The 13,001-nt window shown below is 59.1% G+C and carries 11 protein-coding genes; all 11 read right to left on the bottom strand.

The genetic code is table 11. The features are described 5' to 3' along the window. Window positions 1-3: 3 nt before the first annotated feature. The 11 genes from L0962_RS16060 to nuoG all read right to left on the bottom strand — a co-directional run bounded on the left by L0962_RS16060 (window position 4) and on the right by nuoG (window position 12,983). On the bottom strand, window positions 4-1,554 hold the full coding sequence (locus tag L0962_RS16060; RefSeq protein ID WP_234087482.1) for a TolC family protein: 1,551 nt from the start codon (window positions 1,552-1,554) through the stop codon (window positions 4-6). Between the two features lie 180 nt (window positions 1,555-1,734). Beyond that, window positions 1,735-2,442 carry an autoinducer binding domain-containing protein gene (locus L0962_RS16055; RefSeq protein WP_234087481.1) on the bottom strand — a complete coding sequence of 236 codons (708 nt, stop codon included), beginning with the start codon at window positions 2,440-2,442 and terminating at the stop codon, window positions 1,735-1,737. Window positions 2,443-2,520: 78 nt separating this feature from the next. Beyond that, window positions 2,521-3,069, bottom strand: coding sequence for an NUDIX domain-containing protein (locus L0962_RS16050; protein ID WP_234087480.1), 549 nt, complete (start codon window positions 3,067-3,069; stop codon window positions 2,521-2,523). 67 nt (window positions 3,070-3,136) lie between these two features. After that, on the bottom strand, window positions 3,137-4,615 hold the full coding sequence (nuoN, locus tag L0962_RS16045) for an NADH-quinone oxidoreductase subunit NuoN (protein ID WP_234087479.1): 1,479 nt from the start codon (window positions 4,613-4,615) through the stop codon (window positions 3,137-3,139). 12 nt (window positions 4,616-4,627) lie between these two features. After that, window positions 4,628-6,112 carry an NADH-quinone oxidoreductase subunit M gene (locus L0962_RS16040; RefSeq protein WP_234087478.1) on the bottom strand — a complete coding sequence of 495 codons (1,485 nt, stop codon included), beginning with the start codon at window positions 6,110-6,112 and terminating at the stop codon, window positions 4,628-4,630. A gap of 30 nt (window positions 6,113-6,142) precedes the next feature. Beyond that, window positions 6,143-8,164 carry an NADH-quinone oxidoreductase subunit L gene (gene nuoL / locus L0962_RS16035; RefSeq protein ID WP_234087477.1) on the bottom strand — a complete coding sequence of 674 codons (2,022 nt, stop codon included), beginning with the start codon at window positions 8,162-8,164 and terminating at the stop codon, window positions 6,143-6,145. Window positions 8,165-8,167: 3 nt separating this feature from the next. After that, the gene (nuoK, locus tag L0962_RS16030; RefSeq protein WP_301332271.1) at window positions 8,168-8,476 is read right to left on the bottom strand and encodes an NADH-quinone oxidoreductase subunit NuoK; all 309 of its coding nucleotides are present in this window, start codon (window positions 8,474-8,476) and stop codon (window positions 8,168-8,170) included. 15 nt (window positions 8,477-8,491) lie between these two features. Beyond that, window positions 8,492-9,088: an NADH-quinone oxidoreductase subunit J gene (locus L0962_RS16025; RefSeq protein ID WP_234087475.1), complete on the bottom strand. Its 597-nt coding sequence runs from the start codon at window positions 9,086-9,088 to the stop codon at window positions 8,492-8,494. Window positions 9,089-9,100: 12 nt separating this feature from the next. After that, window positions 9,101-9,589 (bottom strand): NADH-quinone oxidoreductase subunit NuoI, encoded by a 489-nt coding sequence (nuoI, locus tag L0962_RS16020; protein WP_234087474.1) that lies wholly within the window; start codon window positions 9,587-9,589, stop codon window positions 9,101-9,103. 10 nt (window positions 9,590-9,599) lie between these two features. Continuing rightward, complete coding sequence (gene nuoH / locus L0962_RS16015; RefSeq protein ID WP_255680881.1) at window positions 9,600-10,649, bottom strand: NADH-quinone oxidoreductase subunit NuoH; 1,050 nt, start codon at window positions 10,647-10,649, stop codon at window positions 9,600-9,602. Continuing rightward, on the bottom strand, window positions 10,650-12,983 hold the full coding sequence (gene nuoG / locus L0962_RS16010; protein WP_234087473.1) for an NADH-quinone oxidoreductase subunit NuoG: 2,334 nt from the start codon (window positions 12,981-12,983) through the stop codon (window positions 10,650-10,652). Between the last annotated feature and the right edge of the window lie 18 nt (window positions 12,984-13,001).

Here is a 13,001-nt window from a genome sequence, read left to right as displayed (position 1 = left end):
CATTCAACCCCCGCTAGGCAAGGATTTTTCGACCGGCAAGGGCGGCAGGCGGCCGCTTTCCCAGGTCTTCAGCGACTGCGCCACCGCGGTCGTCAATTCCGCCAGCGACATCCGGTCGTTGCCGGCCACCGTCAGTTCCAGCCCCAGCGTCGCCTGCAGCCGGGAAGCGGCCCCCTGGGCGTTCGACAGGGCCTGGTAGCGGCGCAGGCTGGAGAGAATGCTGGACGTCCGCTGCGCCACCCGTTCGAGCCGGGTCTGTTTCTCGGCCTGCTCCTGATGGCTCACGTGCGTGAGAATACGCCCGTCGACATTGGCGATGGCGTCCGCCCGCTCGAACTGCCGGGCGGCATTGGCATATTGCTGACGCGCAATGTGCAATTGGGTCAATACCGCCATCTGCGTCGTCATCCGCTTTTGATCGGCAAGCGCCACCCCCGCTTCGGCCAGACGAAACTGCGCCGGCATCGCCAGCAGGCCGAGCAGGTTGAAAGATATCTGCGCGCTGGCATCGTTCCAGGTCTGGTTGATCAGGAAACGGTCGTTGCTGTGTCTCAGCGCGTAGTTGAACGACAGCCCGGGAAACAACCTGAGCAAGGTGCGCCGGGTTTCCTGCTGGGCGATGCGGGTGTTGTACATGCTCTCGCGCAAATCCGGGTTACTTGACAGCGCCTGCTCTTCCATCTGATCGACCGGTACTTCGAGCCAAGCAGTCGAAATCGCCGCCGCCGGTTCGATCACCCGCAGGTTCTGCACCAGCGGCAAACTGGCCAGGCTCGACAATTCGATCCGGGCAGTGGAGAGTTCATGCTCGATGACTTCGAGCAGACGCAGGTTTTCCAGCAACTGGCGCTGGTAGCGCAACGGTTCGAGCGGTGAGCGCAGCTGCTCTTTTTCCGCCTGCCCGGCATCGGCCAGCACGGTTTCGGCTTCGCGGATCGTGCCCCGCAGCGAATCGCCCAGCGTCTGCGCGGCAACCACGCGCCAATAAGCCGTGCGCACATCCTGGACCAGCGTGTGCACCGCCTTGCGCCGCCTTTCACTGGCGACCAGGACGCGGTCGGCATTCTGCTTAGCGGCGAAGTAGCTCTGCCCGAAATCGAGCAGGCTCCACGAGAATCCCAGGTCCGTCGTCGTCGCCTCGCGGCTCGACGATATATAGGGATTGGCCAGCGACGGCAGGCCGGTCACCGAATCCTCGCTGCGCGAGATCAGATCGTTGTTCCGGTAACGATACCCGGCCGCCGCCACCAGACGCGGCAACATGTCGTAACGGCCGGCGTCGAAGGTACCGTAGGCCACAGCCTCTTCCATCGCCTTCAATCGACCGTCGGCGTTGTACTTGATCGCCCGGGCAATCGCTTCCTCCAGCGTCAGCGGGCCAGACAGCGGCTCCACACCCTCTGCCAGTTTCGCCTTATCCGCCTGCACCGTTTGCATGACTTCCGCCGGTTTCAAGGCCTCCGGATCAAGCGTCGCGCACCCCGACAAGGCCATCAACGCCACGGCAAACACTGCGCCTCCGGCAGCGCGCGCACTTTTTTGTTTGTAAGGCATATCCCCAGATCCCCCGATAGAAATTGCTTCGGCACATTCATAAAAACCGCTCGGGCATACAGCCTCGCCAAGAGCTCTCCTGGCGGCCATGCCCTGTTGTTTTACCGGGCAATTGTCCGATCGACGCTGGGGAAGCGTCTAGCTGTCGAAACACGCAGGTTTCGATGCGATAAGCAGGATTCAGGGAGTGACAGTACCAAGTACGATGGCACGGGCAATCATTTGACTGCGATTGCTGGCACCCAGCTTTCGGCGCGCATTATTCAGATGAAAAACGACGGTGCGTACCGAAATCCTCAGTTTTTCCGAAATATCTCCATCACGGCAGCCGTTGGCAGCCAGACTCAGACACTGGCATTCGCGCTTGGTCAGTTCAACGGCTGCCTGCGCTTCGTGGCGCATGCCACGAAAAGCCTCGAGAAAGAAGCTCGACAACAGGTGGATTTCCGGCACTCGCTCCGCCATGTGGATGGAGGAAGTCTCAATGTTGTCACCATTGGTCGCGCTCATGCAGAACTGACCGATGGAACTGAGCGGTGCAGGACAGGTGATACCCGAAAAAATCCCATGGCACCGCGCTTCCTCTAGCATGCCGAGGGCTGCTGGATCAGCGAAGAACCTGCGCGTCCAGACGACCGGGTAGAGCGAACTCCGGAAATGCCTCACACAGGGATCAATCGACTGGAACTGCAACTGCCGATAGCGCTCCTGCCATGCCAGAGGATAACTGCCCAGGATCAGCGGGTCGCTGCCCGGCTCGGCGAGCGCCGAATAACCGCCAAAGACGAATTTATCGAGGCCGAGCGTTTCAACCAATCGCTGAGCACGAGCAACCAGATGATCAAGCGAATCCGCCTCAAGCAGATCGTGGAAACTGTTGTAAGGCACCAAATACTTGGACATCATTCCACCGAGTAACAGTCAAAAACCCCTCAAGCTTGCGGTCGACCGTAAATTTCGTCAATTTCACGGCTTGCCAAGCCAGAACAGACTGGTGATCGTCTTGGCATCGGTGATCCGCCCGTCCCAAACCGCCTGCTTGGCCTCCTCCGGCGACATGGTGACCAGTTCCAGAAACTCGTTGTGATCGAGTTGCTGCCCCCCGGCCGAGCGTTGCAGATCGCGCGCGGCGAATATCTCGATTCTCTCGTCGGAGTAACCGATACAGGGATGCATCACCCCGAGATGTTGCCAACTTCCGGCATCGTAGCCGGTCTCTTCGCGTAACTCACGGCGTGCCGTTTCGAGGACATCCTCACCCGGGTCGATCTTGCCGGCCGGTAGTTCGAGAAAAACCCGGCGCAGTGGATAACGGAACTGACGTTCGAAAAGCAGCCGACCATCCGGCAAAAAAGCGAGGATGACGACCGCCCCGGGATGGGAGATGTACTCCCGGACCGATTCCTCGCCGTTTGGCAAACGAACACGATCCTTGCGCACATGCAGCAAGACGCCGTCAAAAACGCTTTCGCTGGCGATAGCGGTTTCGATCAGATGACTGTCGGGCGTTGTCATTCACGCTCTCCCAAATGAAAACGCCCCGCAAGCGGGGCGTTCGAGGCAAACATGCACAAAGTGCGCGTCAAAGCGAACGCAGCAACGAATAACCGCAGATCGTCATCAGCACGTTCGGGAACAGGCCAAGCGCGGCAATGGCCAGGCCGTTCGCGGAGACCAGCACGCGCACGTCGAGCGGTGCGCTGATCGGGGTATCCTCGATCGGCTTGTCGAAGTACATCAGCTTGACGACGCGCAGGTAGTAGAAGGCGCCGATCAGCGAGAACAGAACCGCCACGATCGCCAGCCAGATCTGCCCGGAAGCGACAACCGCCTGCAGTACCGAGAACTTGGCAAAGAAGCCGACAAAGAACGGCACACCCGCCATCGAGAACATGATCATCAGCATGATGCCGGCAAACCACGGCGAACGCTTGTTGAGCCCCTTGTAGTCGTCCAGTTCGTCGGCTTCGAAACCGGCCCGCGACATCATCAGGATCATGCCGAAGGCGGCTACCGACATCAGGACATACGAAACGACGTAGAACATCGCCGAGCTGTAGGCATTCGGGGCATAACGCAAGTCGCCGCCAACCAGACCGGTGACCACACCGAGCAACATGAAGCCCATATGCGAGATGGCGGAGTAAGCCAGCATCCGTTTGATGTTGGTCTGCGCGATGGCCGCCAGGTTGCCGACGGCCATCGACAGCACCGACAGGATGATCAGCATGTTCTGCCAGTCCTGAGCGAGGGTGATCAGGCCGCTGACCAGAAGACGCATGACGATGGCGAAGGCCGCCAGCTTGGGGGCCGAACCGATGATCAGCGTGACCGCCGTCGGCGAACCCTGATAAACGTCCGGCACCCACATGTGGAACGGAACGACACCAAGCTTGAAGGCCAGACCGGCGACCAGGAAAACCAGGCCGAAGACCAGCACCGTCTTGTTGACTTCGCCGCTGAGCAGGGTTTCCGAAATCTGCGTGATTTCCAGGGTTCCGGTCGCGCCATAGATCATCGACATGCCGTAAAGCAGCAAGCCGGAAGCCAGGGCACCGAGGATGAAATACTTCATCGCCGCTTCGGTCGCCGCCAGCGATTCGCGATTCATCGCCACCATGGCGTAAAGCGACAACGACAACAGTTCAAGGCCGACGTAGATGGCGATGAAGTTGTTGGCGGAAATCATCACCATCATGCCCAGCGTCGCGAACAAGGCCAGGATGTAGTACTCGCCCTTGTTCATCGCCGGACGGTCGATCACGTAGGCACGCGAGTAGAACAGCACGACGATCATCGTCATGTAGACAAAGAGTTTCAGCAGGTCGGCCATCACGTCATCGACAAACATGTTGGCGAAGGTGTAGGCAACTTCCTGGCTGCTGGTGAATATCTGGATGGCAGCACAGCCGACCAGCGTCAGCTGGGCCAGGGCGAACGTCACGGTACGACGGCTGTCCTTGACGAACAGGTCGATCATCAGAATAGCCAGCGCCATGAAGACCAGGAACAGTTCCGGGGCGGCGGGCAGGAGATCGGGGACAACGAAATTGTCGAACATGTCGGCTACCGTTTATTGAATCTTGCTGATGGCCACGTGATGCAGCAGGTCGTTGACCGAGGCGTGCATGACATCGGTGAAGGGTTGCGGATAGACACCCATCCACAGGGTGCATGCAGCCAGCACCAGGAGGATGACGAATTCGCGGGCATTGATGTCGCTCAGTTCGGCGACATGCTCGTTGGCGACATCGCCGAAGATGACCCGCTTGTACATCCACAGGGTGTAGGCGGCGCCGAGAATCAGCGACGTGGCGGCAGCAAAGGCAACCCAGAAATTGAGCTTTACAGCGCCCAGGATGATCATGAACTCACCGACAAAGCCGGAGGTAGCCGGCAGGCCGGCGTTGGCCATCGAAAACAGCATGAACAGCGCGGCGAACTTCGGCATGGTGTTGACCACACCACCGTAATCAGCGATCTGACGGCTATGAACACGGTCGTACATGACGCCGATACAGAAGAACATGGCACCGGAAACGAAGCCATGCGAGATCATCTGAACCAACGCACCTTCGATGCCCAGCGCACTGAACATGAAGAAACCCAGCGTGACGAAGCCCATGTGCGCAATCGACGAATACGCCACCAGCTTCTTCATGTCGGCCTGGATCAGGGCGACGAAACCGATGTAGACGACCGCGATCAGCGACAGGGCGATCACGAAGGTGGACAACTCGTGCGACGCATCCGGGGCAATCGGCAACGAGAAGCGCAGGAAACCGTAGGCCCCCAGCTTCAGGCCGATGGCGGCCAGTACGATCGAACCGCCGGTCGGCGCTTCAACGTGGGCATCGGGCAGCCAGGTGTGCACCGGCCACATTGGCACCTTTACCGCAAAGGCGATCAGGAAGGCCAGGAAGATCCAGATCTGCGGTCCGAGCTCCAGTGGCAACTTGTGCCACTCAAGAATGGAAAAGCTGCCACCGGATTGGAAATAGAGGTACATCTGGGCGACCAGGAAAAGCAGCGAGCCCATCAGCGTGTAGAGGAAGAACTTCAACGCTGCGTAAACACGGTTCGGACCGCCCCAGACACCGATGATCAGGTAAAGCGGGATCAGCGAAGCTTCGAAGAAGACGTAGAACAGGATACCGTCGAGTGCAGTGAAGATGCCGTTCATCAGACCGGACATGATCAGGAAAGCAGCCATGTATTGGCCGACCTTTTCCTGGATCACTTCCCAACCGGCGGCGACGACAATGATCGTGATGAAGGCGTTCAGGACGACGAAGAGCATCGAGATGCCATCAACGCCGAGGTGGTAGTTGATGTTGAAGCGCGGAATCCAGCTTTCCAGTTCAACAAACTGCATGCCGACGAAGGCATGATCGAAACCGGTCCAGAGCGGAATCGTCACCACGAATGCGGCAATCGACCCGAGCAGAGCAAGCAGCCGGGCCAAGGGCGCATTACGGTCGCCACCGGTGGCCAGCACGAGCAGACCGGCAACGATGGGAATCCAGATGGCGAGAGATAGCAACGGGTAATTCGACATGTTATTCCTTGCTGTTCTGCGAGCTGTCCGTTAGGCGCGATTGATCCACAAGGTCATCAGCACGAACAGGCCGATGATCATCGTGAATGCATAGTGATAGACGTAGCCGGTCTGGAACAGGCGGCTGATGGCAGCCACCCAACCAACCAGTTTGGCGGAACCATTGACGATCAAGCCGTCGATCAGGCCGACGTCGCCGCCGCGCCAGAAAACCTTGCCCAGCATGCGTGCGCCGCCGGCAAAAACGAACTCGTTGATCTTGTCGAAGTAGTACTTATTCTCGAGCACCGTAATCACACCGGACAAACGGCGGGCAATGGCGGCTGGAATCTCGGGGCGCTTCATGTAGAAGAACCAGGACAGGACGACGCCAGCCAGCGCCAGGAAGAACGGGAGCGTGGTAAAGGCATGCATACCCATCGCTGCGGCACCATGGAAGTGATGCTCCAGATGTTCCATCGCCGGATGCGCATGATGGTCGATGAAGATCACGTCCTTGAAATAGTCGCCGAACACCATCGGCTCGATCGCCACGTAACCGATGAGCATCGACGGAATTGCCAGCAGGATCAGCGGCAGCGTCACGACCCAAGGTGTTTCGTGCGGCTTCTGCCCCGGTGCCAGGCCGTGATGGTGCGCATCGTGATTGTCGTCATGATGCGCATGGGCGTCGTGACCATCGTCCTTGCCGAAACGCTCTTCGCCGTGGAAGACCAGGAAATACATCCGGAAGGAGTAGAAGGCCGTGACAAAGACACCGGCGAGGACGGCGAAGTAGGCAAAACCGGCACCCGGAATATCGGACAGGGCAACCGCCTCGATGATCGAGTCCTTCGAATAGAAGCCCGACAGGAAGGGGGTACCGATCAGGGCCAGGGAGCCGATCAGCGACGTGATCCAGGTGATCGGCATGTACTTGCGCAGACCGCCCATGTTACGGATGTCCTGATCGTGATGCATGCCGATGATCACCGAGCCGGCGCCGAGGAACAGCAACGCTTTGAAGAAAGCGTGCGTCATCAGGTGGAAGATAGCCACGGAGTAGGCCGAGGCGCCCAAGGCGACGGTCATGTAACCAAGTTGCGACAGCGTCGAGTAGGCTACCACCCGCTTGATGTCGTTCTGGATGATGCCGAGGAAACCCATGAACAAAGCCGTGATCGCGCCGATGACGATGACGAAGGACAAGGCCGTGGTCGATAGCTCGAACAGCGGCGACATTCGGGAGACCATGAAAATACCGGCGGTGACCATGGTGGCTGCGTGGATCAGCGCCGAGATCGGGGTCGGACCTTCCATCGAATCGGGCAGCCAGACGTGCAGCGGCACCTGTGCCGACTTGCCCATCGCGCCGATGAACAGGCAGATGCAGGTAACCGTCATCAACGACCACTGCTGGTCGCCCCAGATATTGATGGTCGCATTGGCAAAACCGGGGGCCTGCTTGAAGACTTCGGCGTAATCGAGCGTACCGAAATGGGCCAGAACCAGGCCGATGCCAAGGATGAAACCGAAGTCGCCGACACGATTGACCAGGAAGGCTTTCATATTGGCGAAGATCGCCGTCGGGCGGGTGTACCAGAAACCGATCAGCAGGTACGAAACCAGGCCGACCGCTTCCCAGCCGAAGAACAGCTGGGTGAAGTTGTTGGCCATCACCAGCATCAACATCGAGAAGGTGAACAGCGAGATGTAGCTGAAGAAGCGGTTGTAACCGGGATCGTCATGCATGTAGCCGATGGTGTAGATATGCACCATCAGCGAGACGAAGGTGACGACCAGCATCATCGTCGCGGTCAGCGTATCGATCAGGAAACCGATTTCGAAGGTGTAATCACCGCTGGTCAGCCAGGTGTAGACCGGGCCGTTGAAGGTATTGCCGGCGGTCACATCCTTGAAGATGATCAGCGAAGCGACGAAAGCCGTCGCCACGCCGGCAATCGTCGCGGTATGGGCCAGCCAGCGGGGAATCACGCGACAGAAAAGGCCGGCGATCATCGCGCCGACAAGCGGCGCCAGCGGAACGAGCAGGTAGAGGTTTTGCATTTCCATGGATTAACCCTTCAGGCTGCCCAGGTCATCCACATGGATGCTCTTGAGGTTGCGGAACAGCACGATCAGGATGGCCAGGCCGATAGCTGCCTCGGCCGCCGCGACGGTCAGGATGAAGAAAACGAAAATCTGTCCGGAGAGATCGCCCAGATAATGCGAAAACGCGACGAAATTCATGTTGACCGCAAGCAGCATCAGTTCGATGGCCATCAGCAGGACGATCAGATTCTTCCGGTTGAGGAAGATGCCGACCACGCTGATCGCGAACAGGATCGCGCCGAGGATCAGGAAATGGGATAAGGAAAGCGTCAGCATGTTGGCCCCGGATCAGTCTTTTTCAACAGGCATCTGAACCACGCGCATGCGGTCCTTGGCCTTTACGAAGACCTGCGTATTCGGGTTGGAAATCTTCGATTTCTTCGGCCCGCGATAGGTCAGGACGATGGCGGCGATCATGCCGACCAGCAGGATGATGGAGGCCAATTCGAACGGGTAGACGTAGTCGGTGAACATCAGCGCCCCGATTTCCTTGGTGTTCGAAACCCCCGCCGGCACCACGGCTTCCGCCGCCGGCACCTGGAAGTACTTGCTGCCCAGCACCAGGCCCATTTCGAGCACCATCAGAAAACCGAGCACAGCCCCCAGCGGCAGATAGTTCCAGAAGCCCTGACGGATACGGTCCAGATTGATGTCAAGCATCATGACGACGAACAGGAACAGCACCATCACCGCGCCGACATACACCAGAATGATTGCAATCGCCAGAAACTCGGCCTGCAGCAGTGCCCAGATGCCGCCGCAGGTAAAGAAGGCAAGCATCAGGTGCAGGGCGGCATAGACCGGATTGCGCGCCGTGATCACGCGCAACGCGGCGAAAACCAGAATCGCGGAGAGGAAAAAGAAGACGAAGGTCGGGAAATCCATCTCGGTATCCTGTCAGCGGTAAGTCGCATCCAGCGCGCGGTCTTCGGCAATCTGCGCTTCGTAGCGATCACCGTTGGCCAGCAGCATCTGCTTGGTGTAGTAGAGATCACCGCGCTTTTCGCCGTGATATTCGAAAATGCGCGTCTCGACGATGGCATCGACCGGACAGGCTTCCTCGCAGAAACCGCAGAAGATGCACTTGGTCAGATCGATGTCGTAGCGCGTTGTGCGGCGCGAGCCATCGTCGCGCGGCTCGGCGTCGATGGTGATCGCCATGGCCGGACAGATTGCTTCGCACAGCTTGCAGGCGATACAGCGCTCCTCGCCGTTGGGATAACGCCGCAATGCGTGCAGCCCCCGGAAACGGAAACTCTGCGGCGTCTTTTCCTCCGGGTATTGCACGGTAATCTTGCGAGCAAAGAAATACTTGCCCGTCACCGACATGCCCTTCAACAGCTCCTTGAGGAAGAGGCTGTTGAAGACTTCCTTCATCGAACCCATTCGTCTCTCCTCAGTTCCAGATATTCAGCGGTGACAGCATCCACACCCCGACCACGACCAGCCAGATGAGACACAACGGCAGGAAAACCTTCCAGCCAAGGCGCATCAGCAAGTCGTAACGGTAACGGGGGAAGGTGGCGCGGAACCACAGGAAAAGGAAAAGCACGAAGGCCATCTTGGCGAACAGCCAGAGAATTCCGTCGGGCAGGAAGCCCACCGGCGACAGCCAGCCACCGAGGAAGAGCAGCGAGGTCAGCGCTGCGATCAGGAACATGTTCGCGTATTCGGCCAGGAAGAACAGCGCAAAGGCCATGCCGGAGTATTCGACGTGGAAACCGGCTACGATTTCCGACTCGCCTTCGGCGATATCGAACGGTGCGCGGTTCAACTCAGCGGTACCGGAAATGAGGTAAACCACGAACATCGGCAGCAGCGGCAACCAGTTCCACGACAACACGCCCAGGCCGTAGTCCGCAAAACGCCCGCTGGCCTGGCCATTGACAATATCGACCAGATTCAGGCTATTCGAGATCATCAGTACGGTGATCAGCGAGAAACCCATCGCGATTTCGTAGGACACCATCTGGGCCGCCGAACGCAGGGCGCCGAGGAAGGCGTATTTCGAATTCGAAGCCCAGCCGGACAGGATGATGCCGTACACCCCGATCGAACTGATCGCCATGATATAGAGCAGGCTGGCATCAATGTTGGCAAGCACCAGGGAATCGGTAAAGGGGACGACGGCCCAGACGGCCAGCGCCGGCCCGATGGCCAGCATCGGAGCGATGATGAACACCGCCTTGTTCGCGCCGCTCGGCACGATGATTTCCTTCAGCAGCAGCTTGAGACCATCGGCGATCGGTTGAATCAGGCCAAGCGGACCGACCCGGTTGGGACCGATACGCACCTGCATGAAGCCGATCACCTTCCGCTCGAAATAGGTCAGGTAGGCAACCCCGAGCATCAGCGGCGCGACGATCAGGACAATCTTGATCAGGGTCCATACGGCCGGCCAGGCGCCGCCGAACATACCCTGTCCGAAATTCATCAGTGCGTCCATTTATGCACGCTCCACGGAGATGTCGCCGAACATTTCGCCCAGCATCGCAGTCGTCGGATGCGCCGCGGCGACGCGCACGCAGCCGGCCGGCACCTTGTCGTCGAGACGGGCGACCAGCACGGTCTCGCCATTGCCCTGACGAACCCGCACCGATGCACCGGGCTCGACGCCGATGGCCGCCAGCGTCGCGGCGGCAGCACGCAGGGTAGGCGCGACGCCGTCAGCCGTCTGCAACAGCGCCGGCGCACGACGGGCCAGCGGATCGGCAAAGTGGATCGGCACGTCGGCAATCCGTTGCAAGCCTGCTGCGGTCGACGCCGACAAGTCGATGGAAATGCCGTTCAAGCCATTGTTCAGGCCAGCGGCAAATTCAACGTCGGTACCGAGCACCTCGTCACGAACCTGCTCGCTGCTGGTGTAGTCGAAGCCCGACAGGTTCAGGACATTGCCCAGCACTCGCAACACTTTCCAGGCCGGACGGGCATCACCGCGCGGCTTGACCACACCATTGAACGACTGCACGCGGCCTTCGATGTTGACGAAAGTACCGGAGGTTTCGGTATAAGGAGCAACCGGCAACATCACGTCGGCATAGTCGAACGCTGGCCCATGCTTGAAAGCGGAGAGTGCCACCACCATTGAGGCCTGCTTGAGTGCAGACAATACCTGCTGTGGATTGGCGCAATCGAGTTCAGGCTCGATGCCGAGCAGAACATAGGCCTTGCGCGGTTGTTCGAACATCTGACGAGCATTGGCATTGCTCGGCAGGGCCCAGGCCAGGTGAGCACCAACGGTATTCGCACCTTCGCCAAGGAAACCGACGCTGGCACCGGTCAATTCACCCAACAGGTTGGCCAGCAGGTGAATCTGTGTCGCCTCGGCAGATTGCGTCGCCACATTGCCGAGGAATACCGCGCGCTTTTCGCCTTCCAGCAAGCTCTGCGCGATCTTGCGGCTTTCTTCGCAAACAGTGACCGATGTCAGGTCGACAGGAACGGCAACCCCCTTGGATTCGGCAGCCGCCTTGACGATCGCCGCCAGCGCAGCAGCCAATTGCGACGGCGCAACCGTCAGACGACCGTGCAGACTGATCAGTTGGTCGTCGGCTGTCACCGACAACAGGCTTACTTTGGTATATTTCTTGGCTGCCTGACGCAGACGCTGTGCGATCAGCGGATGATCCTTGCGCAGGAAAGAGCCGACAACGAGCGCGGCATCGAGATCCTTGATATCGGCCAGACGCATGCCCAACCACGGCGCACCGGCACGCTTGAAGTCGCTCGAAAAGTCGCTTTGCCGAGGACGGAAGTCGATGTTGCCGCTACCCAGGCCCTTGAAAACCTTGCCCAGCAGGAAGAGTTCTTCAACCGTGGCATGCTGCGCCGCCAGTGCCGCCAGTGCATCGCCGCCATGATTGCGGGCAACATCCTTCAGCCCGTGAGCGACATAGTCCAGCGCCACATTCCAGTCGACTTCCCGCCATTCCCCACCCTGCTTGACCATCGGACGGGTCAAGCGCTCATCGGAATTCAGGGCCTGGTAGGCGAAACGTTCCTTGTCGGAAATCCAGCACTCATTGACGGCTTCATTCTCGCGCGGCAAAACGCGCATCACGTTGTCGTGCTTGACCTGAACGACCAGATTGGCACCCACCGAATCGTGCGGGCTGACCGACTTGCGGCGTTGCAACTCCCAAGAGCGGGCCGTATAGCGGAACGGCTTGGAAGTCAGAGCGCCGACCGGGCACAGGTCGATCATATTTCCCGACAATTCGGAGTCGACCGTGCGACCGACGAAAGTCATGATCTCGGAGTGCATGTTGCGGTTGGCCATGCCGAGTTCCATCACGCCAGCAATTTCCTGGCCGAAGCGAACGCAGCGCGTGCAGTGGATGCAGCGGCTCATTTCCTCCATCGAAATCAGCGGACCGACGTTCTTGTGGAAGACGACGTGCTTTTCCTCGGTGTAGCGGCTCTGCATCGGGCCGTAACCGACGGACATGTCCTGCAACTGACACTCGCCGCCCTGATCGCAGATCGGACAGTCGAGCGGGTGATTGATCAGCAGGAATTCCATCACCCCCTTCTGCGCCTTGACCGCCAGATCGGAGTGCGTAAACACCTTCATGCCGTTGGTCACCGGCGTCGCGCAGGCAGGCAACGGCTTCGGCGCCTTCTCGACCTGCACCAGACACATCCGGCAGTTGGCGGCAATCGAGAGTTTCTTGTGATAGCAGAAATGCGGGATGTAAACACCCAACTGCTGCGCGGCATCCATCACCGTGCTGCCGTCGGGCACTTGCGCTTTCTTGCCGTCGATTTCGATTTCTAGCATGTCGCTACCTTGTAGCCA

The organism is Azonexus sp. R2A61 (genome assembly GCF_021401135.1).
Taxonomy (GTDB): domain Bacteria; phylum Pseudomonadota; class Gammaproteobacteria; order Burkholderiales; family Rhodocyclaceae; genus Azonexus.
Note: the sequence above shows the minus strand (reverse complement) of the source record. Positions and strands in the feature narration are given on the sequence as shown.